Origin of the sequence: Massilia cavernae (genome assembly GCF_003590855.1) — a bacterium.
Lineage (GTDB): Bacteria > Pseudomonadota > Gammaproteobacteria > Burkholderiales > Burkholderiaceae_D > Telluria_A > Telluria_A cavernae.
Map to the genome: position 1 here is coordinate 71,046 of NZ_QYUP01000120.1, position 21,812 is coordinate 92,857.

15 protein-coding genes and 2 pseudogenes are annotated in these 21,812 nt (G+C 63.5%); 12 read left to right on the forward strand and 5 right to left on the reverse strand.

Translation table 11 applies throughout. The features are described from left to right. Positions 1–44: 44 nt before the first annotated feature. Positions 45–248: a transcription antiterminator/RNA stability regulator CspE gene (gene cspE, locus D3872_RS14865; RefSeq protein WP_008446468.1), complete on the reverse strand. Its 204-nt coding sequence runs from the start codon at positions 246–248 to the stop codon at positions 45–47. Between the two features lie 318 nt (positions 249–566). Here cspE and clpS point away from each other — a divergent pair, with 318 nt between their 5' ends. The 4 genes and pseudogenes from clpS (at position 567) to D3872_RS14885 (ending at position 5,741) form a co-directional block, all read left to right on the forward strand. Next, a complete protein-coding gene (gene clpS / locus D3872_RS14870; RefSeq protein ID WP_119811538.1) occupies positions 567–869 on the forward strand; it encodes an ATP-dependent Clp protease adapter ClpS in 303 nt (100 codons plus the stop codon). Further along, positions 866–3,170 (forward strand): annotated as a pseudogene (locus D3872_RS14875) (AAA family ATPase). Before clpS ends, D3872_RS14875 begins: the two are co-directional and overlap by 4 nt. Before the next feature lie 133 nt (positions 3,171–3,303). Further along, positions 3,304–4,743 carry an amidohydrolase family protein gene (locus D3872_RS14880; RefSeq protein ID WP_119811539.1) on the forward strand — a complete coding sequence of 480 codons (1,440 nt, stop codon included), beginning with the start codon at positions 3,304–3,306 and terminating at the stop codon, positions 4,741–4,743. 128 nt (positions 4,744–4,871) lie between these two features. Continuing rightward, positions 4,872–5,741 carry a c-type cytochrome gene (locus D3872_RS14885; RefSeq protein WP_147373892.1) on the forward strand — a complete coding sequence of 290 codons (870 nt, stop codon included), beginning with the start codon at positions 4,872–4,874 and terminating at the stop codon, positions 5,739–5,741. Positions 5,742–5,768: 27 nt separating this feature from the next. On the opposite strand, the gene D3872_RS14890 is transcribed toward D3872_RS14885, so the two are convergent. The 3 genes and pseudogenes from D3872_RS14890 to prpR form a co-directional block, all read right to left on the reverse strand. Then, positions 5,769–6,947 (reverse strand): trans-sulfuration enzyme family protein, encoded by a 1,179-nt coding sequence (locus D3872_RS14890; RefSeq protein WP_229459340.1) that lies wholly within the window; start codon positions 6,945–6,947, stop codon positions 5,769–5,771. Further along, complete coding sequence (locus tag D3872_RS14895) at positions 6,944–8,320, reverse strand: pyridoxal-phosphate dependent enzyme (protein ID WP_119811541.1); 1,377 nt, start codon at positions 8,318–8,320, stop codon at positions 6,944–6,946. The genes D3872_RS14890 and D3872_RS14895 overlap by 4 nt, the downstream gene beginning before the upstream one ends. A 179-nt stretch (positions 8,321–8,499) precedes the next feature. Next, a pseudogene (prpR, locus tag D3872_RS14900) lies at positions 8,500–10,118 on the reverse strand (propionate catabolism operon regulatory protein PrpR). Between the two features lie 231 nt (positions 10,119–10,349). Between prpR and prpB the strand changes: the two are divergent. The 5 genes from prpB (at position 10,350) to D3872_RS14925 (ending at position 19,375) form a co-directional block, all read left to right on the forward strand. Then, entirely contained in the window at positions 10,350–11,234 is an 885-nt protein-coding gene (prpB, locus tag D3872_RS14905; RefSeq protein WP_119811542.1) for a methylisocitrate lyase, read from the forward strand. A gap of 27 nt (positions 11,235–11,261) precedes the next feature. After that, on the forward strand, positions 11,262–12,416 hold the full coding sequence (gene prpC / locus D3872_RS14910) for a bifunctional 2-methylcitrate synthase/citrate synthase (protein WP_119811543.1): 1,155 nt from the start codon (positions 11,262–11,264) through the stop codon (positions 12,414–12,416). A gap of 11 nt (positions 12,417–12,427) precedes the next feature. Then, on the forward strand, positions 12,428–15,025 hold the full coding sequence (acnD, locus tag D3872_RS14915) for a Fe/S-dependent 2-methylisocitrate dehydratase AcnD (RefSeq protein WP_119811556.1): 2,598 nt from the start codon (positions 12,428–12,430) through the stop codon (positions 15,023–15,025). A gap of 109 nt (positions 15,026–15,134) precedes the next feature. Beyond that, positions 15,135–16,325, forward strand: a complete 1,191-nt coding sequence (gene prpF, locus D3872_RS14920) for a 2-methylaconitate cis-trans isomerase PrpF (protein ID WP_119811544.1) — start codon at positions 15,135–15,137, stop codon at positions 16,323–16,325. Positions 16,326–16,492: 167 nt separating this feature from the next. Beyond that, on the forward strand, positions 16,493–19,375 hold the full coding sequence (locus tag D3872_RS14925; protein WP_119811545.1) for a sensor domain-containing protein: 2,883 nt from the start codon (positions 16,493–16,495) through the stop codon (positions 19,373–19,375). A gap of 5 nt (positions 19,376–19,380) precedes the next feature. Here the strand turns inward: D3872_RS14925 and xth are convergent, their stop codons facing one another. Then, positions 19,381–20,151 (reverse strand): exodeoxyribonuclease III, encoded by a 771-nt coding sequence (gene xth / locus D3872_RS14930; RefSeq protein ID WP_119811546.1) that lies wholly within the window; start codon positions 20,149–20,151, stop codon positions 19,381–19,383. A gap of 388 nt (positions 20,152–20,539) precedes the next feature. On the opposite strand from xth, the gene D3872_RS14935 reads away from it, so the two are divergent. Genes D3872_RS14935 through D3872_RS14945 form a run of 3 tightly spaced genes read left to right on the forward strand, consistent with a single transcriptional unit; the run spans position 20,540 to position 21,601 of the window. Beyond that, entirely contained in the window at positions 20,540–20,905 is a 366-nt protein-coding gene (locus D3872_RS14935) for a phiTE_015 family protein (RefSeq protein ID WP_119811557.1), read from the forward strand. After that, a complete protein-coding gene (locus D3872_RS14940; protein ID WP_119811547.1) occupies positions 20,905–21,093 on the forward strand; it encodes a DUF1653 domain-containing protein in 189 nt (62 codons plus the stop codon). Before D3872_RS14935 ends, D3872_RS14940 begins: the two co-directional genes overlap by 1 nt. A gap of 37 nt (positions 21,094–21,130) precedes the next feature. Beyond that, on the forward strand, positions 21,131–21,601 hold the full coding sequence (locus D3872_RS14945) for a CreA family protein (RefSeq protein ID WP_220476943.1): 471 nt from the start codon (positions 21,131–21,133) through the stop codon (positions 21,599–21,601). Positions 21,602–21,812: the final 211 nt, after the last annotated feature.

The window sequence follows — 21,812 nt, forward strand, 5'->3', positions numbered from 1 at the left end:
AAACCCCGCGTTAAGCGGGGTTCTTTAACATCGATGTCTGCCGATTAAGCCGACTGGATGTTGGAAGCTTGCTTGCCTTTAGGGCCTTGCGTGACTTCGAATTGAACTTTTTGACCTTCTTTGAGGGTCTTGAAACCGTTCATGTTGATTGCGGAGAAGTGCGCGAACAGATCCTCGCCGCCGTCATCTGGAGTGATGAAGCCAAAGCCTTTGGAATCATTGAACCACTTAACTGTACCTGTTGCCATAAAAGAACTTTCAAATATTAACAAATCACACGAGCCATAAAAGCAAGAAGCTTCTTGCCCCCTCCTCAGCTGCTCAATCTTATCAACGAATACATAAGTACAAGTCGATAACCGCATTGTTGGCGGAATAATTTTTGAAGTCAAGTGGTTTAGGATTGCTGTTGTCATTTTTTCCACAAAAGTCGCGACAGCAACTCTTGATTTTCTGAATCGGGCCGCCATCTGCGCTGAGACTGGAAAACGCGTAAGATGGAAAAACAAATGAAATGCCCTGATGTTTATGCATTGCATCATCGTTGAAAGCCTTAGAATAAGCGTATGGCAACCAAGCAAGATACCGAACAAGTGCTGGAACGGCAGGTCGTCAAACCGCCTCCGCTGTACCAGGTGGCACTTCTGAATGACGACTACACTCCGATGGAGTTTGTTGTGGCCATCATCCAGGAGTACTTCAACAAGGATCGCGAAACGGCGACGCAGATCATGCTTTCCGTTCACCGCCATGGCAAGGGAGTGTGCGGCGTGTTTTCCAAAGATATAGCGTGTACCAAAGTGGAGTTTGTATTAACGCATGCGCGCAAAGCGGGGCATCCCCTGCAGTGTGTGATGGAGGAAGTATGATTGCGCAGGAATTAGAAGTTTCTTTACACATGGCCTTTGTCGAAGCCCGGCAGGCACGGCATGAATTCATCACTGTCGAACACTTGCTGCTGGCGCTGCTGGACAATCCGTCCGCCGCTGAAGTCCTGCGCGCCTGCGGCCGCGGTCAACATTCGAAGACCTGCGCGACCTGACCAACTTTTATTGGCGACAACACGCCGACTCGTGCCGGGTACCGCGAGTCGACACCCAGCCTACGCTCGGGTTCCAGCGTGTGATCCAGCGCGCCATCACTCCGTCCGTCCGCTTCAACGGCAAGAGGAAAGTGACCGGCGCCACGTGCTCGTCCCATTTCGGCGAGCAGGATCGCCACGCGGTGTACTACCTGCACCAGCAGGCGTCACCGCCTCGACGTGGTCAATTTCAAATTTCCCAACGGCGTGCGCAAGGACAGCAGTCGACAGCCAGAAGAACGTCCGATGAGGCGTCGAGGAAGCCAGGTCGAAGGCCAGGCCAAGGAGAGCCCCTCGCACCAGTTCACGCAAAACCTGAACAAGCTGCGTCTCGAGGCAGGAAGCCGCTGATTCGCCGTGAGGAAGAATCGACCGCGTGATCCAGCATCTGTGCCGCCGCCTGCAAGAACAATCCGCTGCTCGTTTGGCGAAGCCGGCGTGGCAAGACCGCCATCGCGGAAGGCCTGGATGGCGCACTCACCCAGGGCGAGACGTGCCCGAGATCCTGAACAACGGCGAATTGTCTATTCGCATGGACTGAGGGCGGCGCCTGCTGGCCGGCACCAAGTATGCGCGGCGATCTTCGAGGCAGCGCTGAGGCCGTGCTCAAAGCAGCTGAAGGACATGCCGACGGCATCCTGTTCATCGACGAGATCCACACCATCATCGGCGCCCGGTTCGGCGTCGGCGGCACGTCGACGCGTCCACCTGCTCAAGCCCGCGCTCTCCAACGGCCGCTCAAGTGCATTTCGGCGCGACCAACATTTAGGAGTTTCCCGCGGCGTGTTCGACGAAGGACCATGCACTGTCGACGCCGCTTCCAGAAATGGGACCGTCAACGAGCCGTCGGTCGAGCAGACCTGCAAATCTTGCGCGGCCTGAAGTCGCGCCTTCGACGAGCACCACGGCGTCAAGTACTCGCGTCGCGCTGTCGACCGCGGCTGAACTGGCGCCCGCTTCATAACGACCGCCACCTGCCGGACACGGCCATCCGACGTCATCGACGAAAGCCGGTGCGGCGCAACCGCATCCTGTGCCGAAGTCGAAGCAGAAAAAACCATCGGAAAAACCGGATCGAGGAACATTATCGCCAAGATCGCGCCGCATTCCGCGCAAACCGTCAACCAGGACGACCGCAGCAAGCTGCAGACCTCGCCGCGGCCTGCGCAACGTGGTGTTCGGCCAGGACCCTGCGATCGACGCGCTGTCGTCGGCCATCAAGATGGCGCGCGCCGGCCTGGGCAAGACCGACAAGCCGATCGGCTCCTTCCTGTTTTCCGGTCCTACCGGCGTCGGCAAGACCGAAGTGGCGAAGCAGCTGGCCTTCATTCTCGGCATCGAGCTGATTCGCTTCGACATGTCCGAGTACATGGAGCGCCACGCCGTCAGCCGCCTGATCGGCGCGCCGCCGGGCTACGTCGGTTTCGACCAGGGTGGCTTGCTGACCGAAGCCATCACCAAGAAGCCGCACGCGGTGCTGCTGCTGGACGAGATCGAGAAGGCCCATCCGGACATCTTCAACATCCTGCTGCAGGTGATGGACCATGGCACGCTGACCGACAACAACGGACGCAAGGCCGACTTCCGCAACGTGATCATCATCATGACCACCAACGCGGGCGCCGAGAGCCTGACCAAGCGTTCGATGGGCTTCACGGATTCGAAGGCACAGGGCGACGAGATGGCCGACATCAAGCGCATGTTCACGCCTGAGTTCCGCAACCGCATCGACGCGACCATCAGCTTCCGCGCGCTGGACGAAGAGATCATCCTGCGCGTCGTCGACAAGTTCCTGATGCAGCTGGAAGAGCAGCTGCACGAGAAGAAGGTCGAAGCCGTCTTTACCGAGAAGCTGCGCAAGTTCCTCGCGAAGAAAGGGTTCGATCCGCAGATGGGCGCCCGTCCGATGGCCCGCCTGATCCAGGACATGATTCGCAAGGCGCTGGCCGACGAGCTGCTGTTCGGCCGCCTGGTCAACGGTGGACGCATCACGGTGGACCTGGACGACAACGACAGCGTCGTCCTCGAGTTCCCCGAGGGCGATGTCGCGCCGCCGCCGGCGCCGGCCGAAACGGTCGAAATCGAGTAAGCGCGCAAGCGCGAATGAAAAACCCGCACTGTGCGGGTTTTTTTTCGGGTCCAAGGGCGCGTTGCGGTTGACACGGCCAAGGATGTTCTTCTAGTGTAACGTTCTGAAAAGCAAACAACCTAGGAATTCCGCCATGCATCCCATGAAAAAACTCGCCGCGGCCCTGTTGGCCACCGGCCTCTTCACCGCCGCCCATGCCACCGACCGCATCGCCGTCGACGTCGCGCTGACCAGGGCCACCATCATCGACGTCGCTGCCGGGACCCGCGCGACCGGTAAGTCCGTGCTCCTGAAAGGCGACACCATCGTCGCCGTCGTCAACGACGCCGAACTGAAAAACTACGCGCCGAAGAAGACCATCAAACTACCCGGTAAATACCTGATGCCCGGCCTGTGGGACAGCCACGTCCACTTCGGCGGCGGCGAAGCGCTGATCGAAGAGAACAGGCAGCTGCTGCCGCTTTACATCGCGCACGGCATCACCACGGTGCGCGACTGCGCGGGCGACTTGTCCGACACGGTCCTGAGCTGGCGCCAGAAGATCGCGGCGGGCCAGATGGCCGGACCGACGATCTTCGCCTCAGGGCAGAAGCTCGAAGGCATCAAGCCGCTGTGGAAAGGCACCATCGAAGTCGGCACGCCGCAGGACGTGAGCAAGGCGCTCGACCAGCTGCAGTCGCAGAAGGTCGACTTCGTGAAGATCACCGAGAATACGATGACGCCCGAGATCTATCTCGAGGCGCTGCGCCAGGCCAAGGAGCGCGGCATGCGCACCTCGGGCCACCTGCCTGGACAGATGCCGCTGGCGCGCGCCTTCGACGCGGGCCTGGGCACGGTGGAGCACCTGAGCTACCTGCTGCGCGCCACCACGCCGCGCGAGGCCGAACTGGCGGCGCAGGTCGCCGCCGGCAAGCTGACCGGCCGCGAAGTGAACCGCCTGAGCATCGAAAGCTACGACGAAGCCACCGCGCGCGCCGCCTTCCGCCACATGGCATCACGCGGGACGGCCGTCGTGCCGACGCTGTCGGTATCGCGCATCACGGCTTACCTCGACCAGGAAGACCACAGTAAAGACAGCTACCTGCAATACATCGGCAAGGGCCTGCGCGAGACCTACGACTGGCGCGTCAAGCGCGCCGCCCAAGACACGCCGGAGGCGATCGCGTTGCGCCACGCGGTTTACGAAAAGTCCGCCGCGCTGCTGCCGATGCTGGCACAGGAAGGCGTCAGCGTCATCGCCGGCACCGATGCCGGCTTCCTCAACTCCTTCGATTACCCCGGCCAGGCGCTGCACGACGAAATCGCGCTGTACGTCAAACACGGCCTGACGCCGCACCAGGCGCTGCAAAGCGCCGTGGTCAACGGCCCGCGCTTCCTCGGCAAGCTGGATCGCTACGGCAGCATCGGCGCCGGCAAGACGGCCGACCTGCTGGTGCTCGACGCCGACCCACTGGCCGACATCAAGGCCACCCGCAAGATCCGGATGGTGGTGAGCCGCGGCGAAGTGCACGACCGCGCGCGCCTCGACAAGATGCTGGAAGGGGTAAAGCGCTGGGTGGCCGGCCAGCGTTGAGATGCGCGTGCCGGAAGCGCAACACTCGATAGATTGCGTATCAAAGAATATTTACTTGATGCTAACGCTGCGCTAGGATTGGTCGCTCCAGTCCCGTCGTCTGTGTCGTTCCTATCGAGGTGAACACCATGCGCAATTCGTCGAGCCGGCCTGCCGCCTTAGCCATCCTGATGGTCTGTGTCGCCAACATCGCGGCCGCCGCGCCGCCGTCGGCGGCCACGCTCGAACGGGGGAGGTACCTGATGGACGGCGTGGTCGCCTGCGCCAACTGCCACATGGCGCGCGGTCCGCGCGGCGAGTACCTCGCCGACAAGGGCATGTCCGGCGGGATGCCCTTCGACGACAAGATGTTCAAGGCCTACGCGCCCAACGTCACGCAGGACCGCGAGACCGGCGTTGGCAAATGGACCGACGCCCAGCTGGTCAAGGCGATCCGCGAGGGCGTCCGTCCCGACGGAAGCCTGATCGGCCCGCCGATGCCGGTCGAGTTCTACCGCCACCTGTCGGACGACGACGTCAACGCGATCGTCGCCGTGCTGCGCACCGAGCCCGCGGTCCGCAACGCCGTCCCGAAAAGCACGTTCAACTTCCCGATGCCTCCGAGCTGGGGTCCGCCAGTCAAGAAGGTCAAGGCGCCGTCGCGCGCCCACAAGGTCAAGTACGGCGAGTACCTGTCGACGATCGGCCACTGCATGGAATGCCACACGCAGCGCGACCAGAAGGGAATGCTGGTGACGGCCAGCCTCGGCTCGGGCGGCCGCAGCTTCCCCGGCCCGTGGGGTGACAGCGTATCGCGCAACCTGACGCCGCACGAATCGGGACTGAAGGGTTGGACCGACGCGCAGATATCCAAAGCGGTACGTGGAGGCGTCGACCGCAACGGCCAGCCCTACAAGCCGCCGATGGCCTTCCAGCACTACAAGAACATCGACGACGCGGACATGGCTGCGCTAACGGCCTATTTGCGCTCACTGCCTCCGCGCCCATTCGGCAAATAGCGGGACGCTTGCGCTACGAGCGTTCGCTTAAATCGCCGCCAGCGCGGCCTTCAAGTCGTCCCGCTGATCTTCAAGATCCTCGACGCCGACTGAAAGCCGGATCAAGCTATCGCTGATCCCCAACTCCGCCCGCTGCACGGGCGGAATGGTCGCATGCGTCATCAACGCCGGATGCTCGATCAAGCTCTCGACGCCACCCAAACTCTCGGCCAGGGTGAACACTTCGCACCGCTCCAGGAAGCGCCTTGCCCCAGCAAGGTCGGTGTTCAGGTCAATCGAAATAATCCCGCCATACCCATTCATCTGCTGCCTTGCCAGCGCATGCTGCGGATGCGACTCCAGCCCCGGATAAAGCACCTTGCGCACCTTCGGCTCCCGTTCCAGCCACTGCGCCAGCGCCAGCGCATTGGTGCAGTGCCGCTCGATCCTCAGCGCCAGGGTCTTAATCCCGCGCAGCACCATGAAGCTGTCGAACGGCCCCTGTATCGCGCCCACGGAATTCTGCAGGAAGCCCAGCTGCTCGGCCCACTCGCGCTGGTGCGGCTCGGTGCCCACCACCGCCACGCCGCCGATGATGTCCGAATGCCCGTTCATGTACTTGGTCGTGGAGTGCACCACGATGTCGAACCCGAACTCCAGCGGCCGCTGCACGATCGGGCTGGCGAAGGTGTTGTCGCACACCGAGATGATCCCGCGCTCGCGGCAGATTTTCGCGATCGCTTCGAGATCGGCCAGCTTGAGCATCGGATTGGTCGGCGTCTCCACCCACACCATGCGCGTCTCCGGCTTGGTGGCCGCCAGCAGCGCATCGAGCGAGGTCAGGTCGACATAGCTGAAATCATGCCCCGCGCTGCGCCGGCGCACGCGTTCGAACAGGCGGTAGGTGCCGCCATACATGTCGTCGCCCGCGATGATGTGCGAACCGCTGTCGGCCAGCTCCAGCACCGTTGAAATAGCCGCCAGGCCCGATGCGAATGCGAACGCCTGCGAGCCGCTCTCGATGTCGGCCACGCAGCGTTCCAGCGCCCAGCGGGTCGGGTTGTGCGAACGCCCGTAATCGAGGCCCTTGTGCACGCCGGGACTTTGCTGCACGAAAGTGGAGGTGGCGTAAATCGGCGGCATGACCGCGCCGGTGCTTGGATCGGGCGACTGGCCGCCGTGGATGACACGGGTGGCGATGTGTTTCTTGTTGTTCGATTCGTTCACGATAGCGTCCTGCGAAGATGGTTGAGGAGGTCGAAGCGCGTGATCAGGCCGTAGAAGTGGCCGTCGTCGGTGATGACGGCGGTCAGGCCCAGGTCGATTATCTCGCGAAGCTGCTGCATGCTGGCGCCCGGACGAAGCGTGCGCAGTTGCGCCGCCATGGTGGTGCTTACCAGGTCGGCGAACTTGCCGCCGGCGGTGGTCACGTGGAGCAGCAGGTCGGATTCGTCGATCAGGCCAACCAGCCTGCCGTTGTCGATCACGGGCAGCTGCGCCAGGTCGGCGCTGCGCATGCGGTTGAAGGCCGTCAGCAGGTTGTCGGACGGCGCCACCGTCACGACGTCGCCCTCGTCGTAGCGGCGGCCGATCAGGTCGCGCAGGTCGCCCAGCATCGGGCGCTTGAGCAGGCCCTGGTCGACCATCCAGCCGTCGCTGTACACCTTGGTGAGGTAGCGGGTGCCGGTATCGCACACGAAGGTCGCCACGCGCTTGGGCGTGGTCTGCGCACGGCAGTAGCGCAGCGCGGCCGCCAGCAGGGTGCCAGTGGACGACCCGGCCAGGATCCCTTCCTCGCGCAGCAGCAGGCGCGCGCTATTGAAGCTTTCCTCGTCAGTGATGGTGAACGCGCGGTGAACGCGCGACAGGTCCGCGATGCCGGGAATGAAGTCCTCGCCGATGCCTTCCACCGCCCACGATCCCGACACCTCCGACAGCTTGCCGGTCTCGACGTACTCGGCCAGGATCGAGCCTTTCGGGTCGGCCAGCACGAACTCCAGCTCCGGATGCACGGCGCCGAAGTAGCGCGACAGGCCGGTGAGGGTGCCGCCCGAGCCGACGCCGACGACGATCGCATCGAGCCGCTCGCCGCTCTGCTGCCACAGCTCCGGGCCGGTGGTCGATTCGTGCGCGTAGGGGTTGGCCTGGTTGTTGAACTGGTCGGCGAACCAGGAGCCCGGTATCTCGCGCGCCAGCCGCGCGGCGTAGTCCTGGTAATACTCGGGATGGCCCTTGCCGACGTCGGATCGCGTCAGGTGGATCTCGGCGCCCAGTGCTTTCAGGTGAAGCACCTTCTCGATCGCCATCTTGTCGGGCACGACCAGCACCACGCGGTAGCCCTTGATGCGGGCTACCAGGGCGAGGCCGATGCCGGTATTGCCCGCCGTAGCCTCGACCACGGTGCCGCCGGGCTGCAGCAGGCCGTCGGCCTCCGCCTTTTCGATCATGGCGCGGCCGATGCGGTCCTTGATGGAGCCGCCGGGATTCTGGCATTCGAGCTTGAGGAACAGCTGACAGGGGCCGGTGTCGATGCGTGTGACTTCGACCAGCGGGGTGTTGCCGATCAGTGAGAACAGCGCGGGTTGCGGTGTCTGTGGCATTGCTTGTCTCCATTGCCGCTGCGGTCGCCTTGTGGGCTTCAGCGGCTTTAATAGGCAGCGCCGGGGGCGCGCTCTATAGTTGTGGAAAGGAATTTCGGCGGCCGGTAATCATGACAATTCTGCACTGTTTTTTGGAATCTTGCTTTGACGCGCAGGGGAATCGTGGCGCGTTGCCGGTCTCAGGCCTGCTTGCGCAGCTTGCGCCACAGCGTCGTGCGGCTGATGCCGAGGTATTGCGCGGCCTCGTCGCGGCGGCCGCCGAAACGGGCAAGGACGTCTTCCACCGATTCTTCCAGCGGCAGCTGCGGCGGCGGAGCGCCAGGGGAAGGGGGGACTCGGGCAGGCGCCCGAGTTCGGGCGCGACCGACAGCAGGAATCCCGGCGTCAGTGACTGCAGCGGTTCGGCGGCCAGGAACAGGGCCAGGCGCTCGGCCAGGTTGCGCAGCTCGCGCACATTGCCCGGCCAGCCGTAGCGTTCGAGCAGGGGGGCGCACGCGCCGATCTCGGCATGCAGGTTGGGATGCGGGCGCGCGCCCAGCGCCGCCAGCGCGTTCTTCAGCGACCATTCGGCCAGCACAGCCACGTCTTCCGGGCGTTCGCGCAACGGCGGCAGCGACATGCGCAGCACGGCGAGACGGTAGAACAGGTCGGCGCGGAAGCGGCCCTCGCGCACGCGCTCTTCGAGGTCGCAGTGGGTGGCGCTGATGACGCGCACGTCGATGGCAACCGGACGCGTGCCGCCGACCCGCACCACTTCGCGTTCTTCCAGCACGCGCAGCAAACGGGTTTGCAGCGACAGCGGCATCTCGCCGATCTCGTCGAGGAAGAGCGTGCCGCGGTTGGCCGCTTCGAACAGGCCGGCATGGCCGCCGCGGCGGGCGCCGGTGAACGCGCCTTCCTCATGGCCGAACAGTTCGGATTCGAGCAGCGATTCGGCGATGGCGCCGCAGTTGACGGCGACGAAGGGGCGGTTGGCGCCAAGGCTGCGCGGGCCTTCGCGGTGGATCGCCTGCGCCGCCAGCTCCTTGCCGGTGCCGGTTTCGCCCTGGATCAGCACCGTGGCGGGCGAACGGGCATACAGCACCACCGCCTGGCGCAGCTTCTCCATCGCGCCGGACACGCCGCGCAGGTCGTTCAGGCCATGCTTGGCGCGCAGCGTGTCGGCCACCACCGAGCGGCGCGCCCGGTTCGATTCAAGGTGCGTCAGGCGCGCCATCTCCAGCGCGTCATCGAAGGCCTGGCGGATCGACGCCGCCGAATACACGAACACGCCGGTCAGTCCGGCTTCCTCGGCCAGGTCGGTGATCAGGCCGGCGCCGACGATCACCTGCACGCCGGCGGCCTTCAGGTCGTTGATCTGGGCGCGCGCGTCTTCCTCGGTCACGTAGGTGCGCTGCGCGATCGGCACGTCGAAGGTGGCGCTGAATTCGGCCAGCTCGGGCATCTCCTGCTGGTAGGTGATCACGCCGATGCGGTTTGAGACGCGCCGCGCGCGCGCCAGCGCCTGCATCACGTCGAAGCCGCTGGCCTTCGCGACGACGACCGGTACCGACACGCGCCCCTTCAGGTAAGCCGCATTCGAACCGGCGGAGATCACCACGTCGCAGCGCTCGGCCGCCATGCGTTCGCGGATATGGCGCGCCGCTTCGTCGAAGCCGAGGTTGATCGGCTCGATCGCCGCAAGGTGGTCGTATTCCAGCGTGATGTCGCGGAACAGGTCGGACAGGCGCGATGCCGAGACCGTCCAGATGACCGGTTTGTCGGTATTGTCGAGGGGGCCAGGGGCAGGGAAGCTCATGTTGCAATTCTACTTCATATGTTCCACCGATGTTTCACTGTAACGCAACGTGAAACATATTGGCGAACTTGTCAAATAAATAATATTTGCATCGTTTGCACGCAAGGCATTGAATCTTCGATGTTTTCGCCTATTGTGCAAAGGACGTACGGTGCCCGCGATGAGCTGGCACGGCCCTTGCAATCTATGGATGCATTCGCCGTACCACCGCATTTCTTAGGGGGAAGTCACATGAAAGAAACACCAGGCCAACTGTTCCGTCGCGCAGTCCGGGAAGAATCGCCGCTGCAGGTCGTCGGCGCCATCAATGCCAACCATGCGCTGCTCGCAAAGCGCGCCGGTTTCCGCGCCATCTACCTGTCCGGCGGCGGCGTCGCAGCCGGCTCGCTCGGCCTGCCCGACCTCGGCATCTCCAACCTCGACGACGTGCTGACCGACGTGCGCCGCATCACCGACGTGTGCGACCTGCCGCTGCTGGTCGACGTCGATACCGGCTTCGGTTCGTCCGCCTTCAACGTGGCGCGCACCGTCAAGTCGATGATCAAGTTCGGCGCGGCTGCGATCCACATCGAAGACCAGGTCGGCGCCAAGCGCTGCGGCCACCGTCCGGGCAAGGAAATCGTCAGCAAGCAGGAGATGGTCGACCGCATCAAGGCCGCGGTCGATGCGCGCACCGACGACAGCTTCGTCATCATGGCGCGCACCGACGCGCTGGCGGTCGAAGGCCTGGAAGCGGCAGTGGACCGCGCCATCGCCTGCGTGGAAGCCGGCGCCGACATGGTATTCCCTGAAGCCATCACCGACCTGCCGATGTATTCGAAGTTCGCCAAGGCTGTCGGCGTGCCTATCCTCGCCAACATCACCGAGTTCGGCTCGACCCCGCTGTTCACGACGGAAGAACTGAAGGGCGCCGACGTCGGCCTGGTGCTGTATCCGCTGTCCGCTTTCCGCGCCATGAACAAGGCGGCCGAGAACGTGTACACCGCGATCCGCCGCGACGGCACCCAGCAGAACGTGGTCGACACCATGCAGACCCGCATGGAGCTGTATGAGCGCATCAACTACCACGACTTCGAGCAAAAGCTCGACGCGCTGTTCGCAGCGCAGAAAAAGTAATCGACGATATCCAAGGGAGATAAGAAAATGAGTGAGCAACAAGCAGCAGGTTTCAAGCCAAAAAAATCGGTCGCACTGTCCGGCGTCACCGCCGGTAATACGGCACTGTGCTCGGTCGGTAAGACCGGCAACGACCTGCACTACCGCGGCTACGACATCCTGGACGTCGCCGACACTTCCGAATTCGAAGAGATCGCATACCTGCTGGTGCACGGCAAGCTGCCGAACCAGGCCGAGCTCAATGGCTACAAGACCAAACTGAAATCGCTGCGCGGCCTGCCGCAGGCGGTGAAGGCGGCGCTGGAAGCGCTGCCGGCGTCGAGCCACCCGATGGACGTGATGCGCACCGGCGTGTCCACCCTCGGCTGCGTGCTGCCGGAGAAGGACGACCACAACGCGCCGGGCGCGCGCGACATCGCCGACCGCATGATGGCGTCGTTCGGCTCGATGCTGCTGTACTGGTACCACTTCAGCCACAACGGCAAGCGCATCGACGTCGAAACCGACGACGACTCCATCGGCGGCCACTTCCTGCACCTGCTGCACGGTGTGAAGCCGCCGAAGAGCTGGGAAAAGGCGATGCACACCTCGCTGATCCTGTATGCGGAGCACGAGTTCAACGCATCGACCTTCACCGCCCGCGTGATCGCGGGTACGGGTTCGGACATCCACTCGGCCATCACCGGCGCGATCGGCGCGCTGCGCGGTCCAAAGCATGGCGGCGCGAACGAAGTGGCGCTGGAAATCCAGAAGCGCTACGAAAACGCCGACGAAGCGGAAGCGGACATCCGCAATCGCGTCGAGAACAAGGAAGTCGTCATCGGCTTCGGCCACCCTGTGTATACCATTTCCGATCCGCGCAACAAGGTGATCAAGGAAGTGGCGCGCTCGCTGTCGCGCGACGCCGGTTCGATGAAGATGTTCGACATCGCCGAGCGTCTCGAAACCGTGATGTGGGACATCAAGAAGATGTTCCCGAACCTGGACTGGTTCTCGGCCGTGTCGTACCACATGATGGGCGTACCGACCGCGATGTTCACGCCACTGTTCGTCATTTCGCGCACATCCGGCTGGGCCGCGCACGTCATCGAGCAGCGCATCGACAACAAGATTATCCGTCCGAGCGCCAACTACGTCGGTCCTGACGACCTGCAGTTCGTGCCTATCTCGGCCCGCAAGTAAAGAGATTCATGATGAACAAGTTAAACCGCAAGCCCCTGCCGGGCACAAAGCTGGATTACTTCGACACGCGCGCAGCGGTCGAAGCCATCCAGCCCGGCGCCTACGACAAGCTGCCGTACACCTCGCGCGTGCTCGCCGAGAACCTGGTGCGCCGCTGCGACCCGGTAACGCTCACCGCATCGCTGACACAGATCATCGAACGCAAGCGCGAGCTCGACTTCCCGTGGTTCCCGGCGCGCGTGGTCTGCCACGACATCCTGGGCCAGACCGCGCTGGTCGACCTGGCCGGCCTGCGCGACGCCATCGCTGCCGAAGGCGGCGACCCCGCGCTGGTCAACCCGGTGGTGCCGACCCAGCTGGTGGTCGACCACTCGCTGGCCGTCGAATGTGGCGGCTTCGACCCTGACGCCTTCGACAAGAACCGCGCCATCGAGGACCGCCGCAACGAAGATCGCTTCGACTTCATCAACTGGACCAAGAAGGCGTTCAAGAACGTCGACGTGATCCCGCCGGGTAACGGCATCCTCCACCAGATCAACCTCGAGCGCATGTCGCCGGTTATCCAGGTGACGGACGGCGTGGCCTATCCCGACACCCTGGTGGGCACCGACTCGCACACCCCGATGGTCGACGCGCTCGGCGTGATCGCCATCGGCGTCGGCGGCCTCGAAGCCGAAAGCGTCATGCTGGGCCGCGCATCCTGGATGCGCCTGCCGGACATCATCGGCGTCGAGCTGACCGGCAAGCCGCAGGAAGGCATCACCGCCACCGATACCGTGCTGGCGCTGACCGAATTCCTGCGCAAGGAAAAAGTCGTCTCGTCCTACCTCGAATTCTTCGGCGAAGGCGCGTCCAACCTGACCCTGGGCGACCGCGCGACGATCTCCAACATGGCGCCTGAATTCGGCGCCACCGCCGCGATGTTCTACATCGACGAGCAGACCATCAAGTACCTGAAGCTGACCGGCCGCGACGACGAACTGGTCAAGCTGGTCGAGACCTACGCGAAGGAAACCGGCCTGTGGGCGGACAGCCTGAAGAACGCGGAGTACGAGCGCGTACTGAAGTTCGACCTGTCGTCGGTGGTCCGCAACATCGCCGGCCCGTCGAACCCGCACAAGCGCGTGCCGACTTCGGAACTGGCTGCGCGCGGCATTTCGGGCGTGGTCGAGAACGAACCGGGCCTGATGCCTGACGGCGCCGTCATCATCGCCGCCATCACCAGCTGCACCAACACCAACAACCCGCGCAACATGATCGCGGCGGGCCTGATCGCGCGCAACGCCAACAAGCTTGGCCTGACCCGCAAGCCGTGGGTCAAGAGCTCGCTCGCGCCAGGCTCCAAGACCGTCGCGCTGTACCTCGAAGAAGCCGGCCTGATGCCGGAACTCGAAAAGCTGGGCTTCGGCGTGGTCGCATTTGCCTGCACCACCTGCAACGGCATGAGCGGGGCGCTCGATCCGGCGATCCAGAAGGAAGTCGTCGAGCGCGACCTGTACGCCACCGCTGTCCTGTCGGGCAACCGCAACTTCGACGGCCGCATCCACCCATACGCCAAGCAGGCCTTCCTGGCGTCGCCGCCGCTGGTGGTGGCATACGCCATCGCCGGCACCATCCGCTTCGACATCGAGAAGGACGTGCTGGGCCATGACACTTCCGGCAGGCCGATCCTGTTGAAGGACATCTGGCCGAGCGACGAAGAGATCGACGCAGTGGTCGCGGCAAGCGTCAAGCCGGACCAGTTCCGCAAGGTCTACATCCCGATGTTCGCGAAGCAGGAAGACGACGGCCTGAAGGTCAGCCCGCTGTACGACTGGCGCGCGCCGAGCACCTACATCCGCCGTCCGCCGTACTGGGAAGGCGCGCTGGCGGGCGAGCGCCCGCTGAAGGGCATGCGCCCGCTGGCGGTCCTGGGCGACAACATCACCACCGACCACCTGTCGCCATCCAACGCCATCATGCTCGACAGCGCGGCGGGCGAATACCTGCACAAGATGGGCCTGCCGGAAGAGGACTTCAACTCGTATGCGACACACCGCGGCGACCACCTGACCGCGCAGCGCGCGACCTTCGCCAACCCGACCTTGCTGAACGAGATGGTGCAGGTCGACGGCAAGGTGAAGGCCGGTTCGCTGGCGCGCATCGAGCCGGAAGGCCAGGTCACGCGCATGTGGGAGGCGATCGAGACCTACATGGAGCGCAAGCAGCCGCTGATCATCATCGCCGGCGCCGACTACGGCCAGGGCTCGTCGCGCGACTGGGCGGCCAAGGGCGTGCGCCTGGCAGGCGTCGAGGCGATTGTCGCCGAAGGCTTCGAGCGCATCCACCGTACCAACCTGGTTGGCATGGGCGTGCTGCCGCTGGAGTTCAAGCCGGGCGTCGACCGCAAGACGCTGGGCATCGACGGCACCGAAACGTATGACGTGGTTGGCGAGCGTACTCCGCGTGCGACGCTGACGCTGGTCATCACGCGCAAGAATGGCGAACGCGTCGAAGTGCCGGTGACCTGCCGCCTCGACACCGCGGAGGAAGTGGCGATCTACGAAGCGGGCGGCGTGCTGCAGCGCTTCGCGCAGGACTTCCTCGAGTCGTCGGCCAAGGCGGCGTAACGCCAACAAAATCGGCGGGTGCGCGTCGCTTACCCGCCCTACGTGCAACATGCAACGTGACGCGTAGGGCGGATAAGCGGAGCGCATCCGCCGAACACAGGATATTGAAATGACCCACGCACCCCAAATTAAAATCCCCGCCACCTACATGCGTGGCGGCACCAGCAAAGGTGTGTTCTTCCGCCTGCAAGACCTGCCCGCCGTCGCCCAGGTGCCCGGCGCCGCGCGCGACGCGCTGCTGCTGCGCGTGATCGGCAGCCCAGACCCCTATGGCAAGCAGATCGACGGCATGGGCGGCGCCACCTCCAGCACCAGCAAGGCCGTCATCCTGTCCCGCGCCACGGCGCCCGGCCATGATGTCGACTACCTGTTCGCGCAGGTCTCGATCGACAAGGCCTTCGTCGACTGGAGCGGCAACTGCGGCAACCTGTCGGCCGCCGTCGGCGCCTTCGCCATCGGCGCCGGCTTGGTCGATCCCGCGCGCATACCCGATAGCGGCATCGCAACAGTGCGGATCTGGCAAGCCAACATTGGCAAGACCATCATCGCCCACGTGCCAATCACGAACCGCGAAGTGCAGGAGACCGGCGACTTCGAACTTGACGGCGTGACCTTCCCCGCAGCCGAAGTCCAGCTCGAATTCCTCGACCCCGCAGCGGAAGAAGAGGGCGCGGGCGGCTCGATGTTCCCGACCGGCCAGCTGGTCGACGACCTCGACGTGCCCGGCATCGGCACGCTGAAGGCGACCATGATCAATGCCGGCATCCCGACCATCTTCGTCGATGCGGCGGCAATCGGCTACAAAGGCACCGAGCTGCAGGAAGCGATCAACACCGACGCCAGGGCGCTGGAGATGTTCGAAACCATCCGCGCCCACGGCGCGGTGCGCATGGGCCTGATCAAGCACGTTGACGAAGCGGCAAAGCGCCAGCACACGCCGAAGGTCGCTTTCGTCGCGGCGCCGAGCGATTATGTTTCGTCGAGCGGCAAGCGGGTCGAGGCGAAGGACATCGACCTGCACGTTCGCGCGCTCTCGATGGGCAAGCTGCACCACGCGATGATGGGCACCGCAGCCGTCGCCATCGGCACTGCGGCCGCGATTCCGGGCACGCTGGTCAATCTCGCGGCAGGCGGCGGCGAACGCACCGCCGTGCGTTTCGGCCATCCGTCCGGCACCTTGCGCGTCGGCGCGCAGGCCACGCAGGAGAACGGCGAATGGCATGTCAAGAAAGCCATCATGAGCCGCAGCGCGCGCGTGCTGATGGAAGGCTGGGTGCGGGTACCGTCCGACTCGTTCTGAAAAATTTAGCAAGACCGTCCGGGCCCCGCGCGCGAACAGCGCCAGCGGGGCTTTTTTTCGGTGGCTGGCAACAACAAATATGCAAAAGAGGGTGCATTTGTAGTTTATGATCGCGAGTTGATGCTACCCACGATAGAGGCAGCACTTACATATAGCGTTCGCGAGACATGGACCGAGCACCAACACACTCCCGCTTCGTCGCCGAAGCATTGCACCTCATTGGCCTTCCGGCCTGCGCATGCGATGCGGCCGGCGTGGTTTTCGCAGCCAATCCGGAATTGAACGCGCTGACTGGCCGCGATGCCGCGGGACTGACCCTGGTCGAATTGTTTGCGGAGCACGCGATGCCCGCCGCGGTGTCGCAACTGGAAGCGGCGCGCGATCGCGAGCAGGACTGGACCAGCGCGCTGGCTGATGCGAACGGCGGCGAGATCGCGGTGCAGGTGCGTGCCAAGCCGCTGCCTGCCGGCGCAGGCTGCGCCGGCGCCGCTATCGTGTTCACCGACCTGCGCGAGATGGATTCCGGCCAGGCGGCCCTGCGCAAGGCGCTGCTGGAACAGAAGGCGATCCTGGACAACGCCTACGTCGGTATCCTTTTCAGCAAGGACGGCGTGATGTCATCCTGTAATCCGCGCATGGCCGAAATGTTCGGCTACACGCAGGAAGAGTTGATCGGGCGCCGTGCGATCGAGGTTTTCCCCAGCCCCGAGGTGTACAGCAGGTTCGGCAAGCAGGCCGGCCCGCTGCTCGGAAACGGCCTGCCGTTCGAAGCGCCTGAAGCGCAGTTCCGCCGCCGCGACGGCAGCCTGTTCTGGTGCCGCGTGCGCGCCAAGGCGGTCGACACCGGCCGCAACGAGGCAGGCACGATCTGGATCCTGGAAGACGTAACCGACGCGCGCCGCACCATGAACGAAGGCGAAGCGATCATGACCAATGCCTCGTTCGGCATCCTGTTCACGCGCGATCGCATCATGCGCCGCTACAACCGCTACTTCTCCGAGATGTTCGGTTACGAGGCCTTTGAGGCGATCGGCATGCCTGGCCGTATCCTGTACCCGAGCGACAAGATGTACGAACATGTCGGTGCGGTCGCCTACCCGCTGGTCTCCGCGGGAAAGCCGTTCCAGACCGAACTTGACATGGTGCGCAAGGACGGTTCGGTGCTGTGGGTGCAGCTGATCGCGTTCGCGGTGAACATCGACGATTCGGCCGCCGGCACCATCTGGATCATCGAAGACCGCACCGAGCAAAAACGCGCGGAAGAATCGCTGCGCAATGCGCTGCTCGAGAACCAGGCGATCCTGGACAGCGCGGTGCTCGGCATCGCGGTCATCGAGAACGGCTACAACTTGCGCTGTAATACCAAGATGGAGGAGCTGTTCGGCTACGCGCCCGGCGAGATCGTCGGCCTGTCGGTGCAGTCGCTGTATCCGGACAAGGCCGGCTGGCAGGTGGCACGCGACGAAACTTCGCGCAATTTCCACTCCGGCCGCCTCAGCGTGGGCGAGTACCAGCTGATGCGCAAGGACGGCACCACCTTCTGGGCGCGCCTGTCGGGCCGCCCGTTCGACCTGTCGAAGGCCACCGGCCGGTCGGTATGGCTGGTCGACGACGTGACCGCGCGGCGCGAGGCGGCGGAAGCGGTGCGGCGCGCGCGCGACGAGCTCGAAGTGCGCGTGCTGGAACGCACCGCCGAACTGGCCGGCGCCAACACGCTGCTGCAGGCCGAGATCGTCGAGCGCCGCCAGGCCGAAGCGCGCGTCCACCACATGGCTTACCACGACAGCCTGACCGGTCTTCCGAACCGCTCGCTGCTGGCCGACCGCCTCGACCGCGCGATGCTGGCGGCCCAGCGTTCCGACCGCAAGCTGGCGGTGATGTTCATCGACCTTGACCGCTTCAAGACCATCAACGATTCGCTCGGCCACATGACCGGCGATTACCTGCTGAAGGAAGTGGCCAGCCGGCTGTGCCGCGCGGTGCGCGCCAGCGATACCGTGGCGCGCCTGGGCGGGGACGAATTCGTGGTGCTGGTGCCAGGCATCCGCGCGGCGGACGAGTGCAATCAGGTGGCTGAGAAGATCATCGACGCGCTGGCGTCGCCGATCCCTTTCGAAGGCCGCATGCTTCACATTACGCCTTCGATCGGCATCAGCGTCTATCCGGACGACGGTGCCGACGTCGAAACCCTGATGCGCCATGCCGACGCGGCGATGTACCACGCCAAGGCGAGCGGCCGCAACAACTACCAGTTCTTCACGCAGACGATGAACCAGGCCGCGGCCCATCACTTCGAACTGGAAAGCAGCTTGCGCGGCGCGCTGGCACGGTACGAGTTCGAGCTCTTCTACCAGCCGATCATCGACATCGACACGCGCCAGGTGCACACGCTGGAAGTGCTGCTGCGTTGGCGCCGCGGCGGCCACGGGCTGGTGCAGCCGGACGCCTTCATCCCGATCATGGAAGAAAGCGGGCTGATTGTGCCGGTGGGCGAGTGGGTGATGCGCAAGGCTTGCGAGCAGAGCGTCGCCTGGCAGCGCCAGGGGCTCAAGCCCGTGCCGCTGGCGGTCAACCTGTCGCCGCGCCAGTTCATGCACAAGGGCCTGATCGAATCGATCCGCCGCATCCTGGACGAAACGGGCATCGACCCGGCGCTGATCGAATTCGAGATCACCGAAACCGCGCTGATGCAGCACGGCGAGCAGACGCTTGGGATCCTGGGCCAGATCAACCGCATGGGCATCCGCCTGTCGATCGACGATTTCGGCACCGGCTACTCCAGCCTGGCCTACCTGAAGCGCTTCCCGGTCAAGAAGGTGAAGATCGACCGCGCCTTCATCAAGGACCTCGAGAACAGCGCCGAGGACCGCGCCATCGTGGCGGCGATCATCGCGCTGTCGAACAGCCTGCAGCTGTCGGTGGTGGCCGAGGGCGTCGAGAGCGAAGGGCAGTACAAGCTGCTGAAGGGAAGCGGCTGCCAATATGCCCAGGGATTCCTGTTCTCGCAGCCGGTCGAAGTGCAGGACGTGACGCGCGCCCTGGCCGCCTGATCGCCTTAGTCCAGCGTCGCGATCACCGGCGCATGGTCTGAGGGCTGCGTCCACTTGCGCGGCATGCGGTCGATGGCGCATGCGCTGCAGCGCTTCGCCAGCGATTCCGACAGCAGGATATGGTCGATGCGCAGTCCCTTGTTCTTCTGGTAGCCGAGCTGGCGGTAGTCCCACCAGCTGTATGACTTCTCGGGCTGCTCGAACATGCGGAACGAGTCGGTCAGCCCCAGCTCCACCAGCGCGGTCAGCGCCGCGCGCTCCTTCGGTGAGCACAGCACTTCCTCGCCCCAGCCTGCCGGGTCGTATACGTCGCGGTCTTCCGGCGCGATGTTGTAGTCGCCCAGGATCGCCAGCCCCTGGTCGGCGTGGGTGCGCAGTTCTTCCGCCAGCCACTCGCGCAGCGACGCCAGCCACGCCAGCTTGTACACGTATTTATCCGAGTCGACCGACTGGCCGTTCGGTACATACGCGCAGATGAAGCGCACGCCCTCGATGGTCGCGGCCAGGATGCGCTGCTGGGCATCCTCGAAGCGGGGATTGTTCCGGACCACGTCGGTAATCGGCAGCCTGGACAAGATGGCAACGCCGTTGTACGTCTTCTGGCCGCTGAACGCTACCTGGTAACCAGCTGCATTAATTTCCATGAGCGGAAACTTCTCGTCCTCCAGTTTGGTCTCCTGGATGCACAGCACATCGACCGGGTTGGTGTCTAGCCATTGCAGCAGGTGGGGGAGACGGACTTTGAGCGAATTAACGTTCCAGGTTGCTATTTTCATGTTGAATGTAAGTAATGCGAATCCCCGAAGTATCGACGTTGCATGCCGTTAGCGCAAGGGTCGCTGAAAATAGCCCATCGGAAAGGAAAATTAACAGCTTCTCCATTCGGATGACGAACAAATGTTTCAAATTGTAACAGGGCATACACATCCATAGTAAAATAGCCTATTGTTACCTATGAGGAATTAAAAATTGCATTTTTATAACAAGTGACGTAATATTCATGTACGCACGGTTACAGAGGTGCAGCAACGCCACATATCGCAGTAAACACACAACGCCTGCCGTAAATTTCATAGCCATTATTGAATTAGGTGGTAATATTTTGCAACGTTGCAAATATTGTATTTGGCGAAATGCGGCAAACAGCATTTGTAAAGGAATATGATGCGTAGTGCATTTGAAGCTTGGGCGCAGCGTGACGGACACATCGTACGCCGCCGTGAAGACAAGCCAGACGAGTATCTGGTATTCGAAACGCAACGCCGCTGGGTAATCTGGCAGGCAGCCTTGGCGCACGGCAAGTCGGCCGCTGCAACGGCCAAGCTCCCCACCCAGAAGACCGCCGAGCCAGCCGAAAAGGCTGCGCCAATGGCGCCGGACGAGGCGACAGTGCGCAACAAGGTGCTCAACGAAGTCCTCGACGCCTTCAGCGACCTGGACGAATCGGACGGCATCGAAGGCGTGCTGAAAGTGATCCAGGGGCTGAAGAAAAAGCAGAAGGTGCTCGCGGAAGACAAAGCCGCGACCTGATGCAGTTCAGGCACTACAAGGGCGGTCTTTACGAACTGGTGTGCATCGCCACGCTCGAATCGGACCTGTCCGAGATGATCGTGTACCGGGCCGCCAACGGCACCATCTGGACACGGCCCAAAGACGTCTTCTTCCAGCAGGTAGAAGTCGACGGCAAGCTTGTGCCGCGCTTTGCGCCGGTCGAGTGACGCCCCCGCCATTGCAGCGCCTTTCCCCGGAATGAACATGTTGACCAAAGCAGCGATTGGCCTGGCCTTGTCTGGCCTGGCCGCGTCCGCAGGCGCCGAAACCATCGGCTCCGTCGATACCGTTTTCAAGTTGATCGGGCCTGACCACAAGGTGGTGGTGGAAGTGTTCGACGACCCGCGCGTGGGCGGCGTCAGCTGCTACCTGTCGCGCGCCAGGACCGGCGGCATCAAGGGCGCCATCGGCATCGCCGAGGACAAGGCGAATGCGTCGGTGGCCTGCCGCCAGGTCGGCGCCGTTGTATTCAAGGGCAAGCTGCCGCGCCAGGAAGAAGTGTTTTCCGAGCGGGCGTCGATCCTGTTCAAGCACGTGCGCGTGGTGCGCATGGTGGATTCGAAGCGCAACGCGCTGGTTTATCTCGTTTACTCCGACCGCCTGATCGAAGGCAGTCCGCAGAACAGTGTCACAGCTGTTCCTGTCCCGGCGAATTTGCCGATCCCCCTCAAGTAAGGCTTCAGGAAATCCGCCAGCGTGCCGTTACCGGGGTATAGGCAAACGTTGGTGGACAACATGGCAAGCTTCAAAAAAATCATCATGGTGGCGGTTATCGCGGCGCTGGGCGGCTGCGCGACGATCAGCGAACCTGACCAGCAGGTGGTGCTGGTGCAGACCATCCAGGACAACCGCGAGATCGCCGGCATCGGCTGCATCCTGACCAATG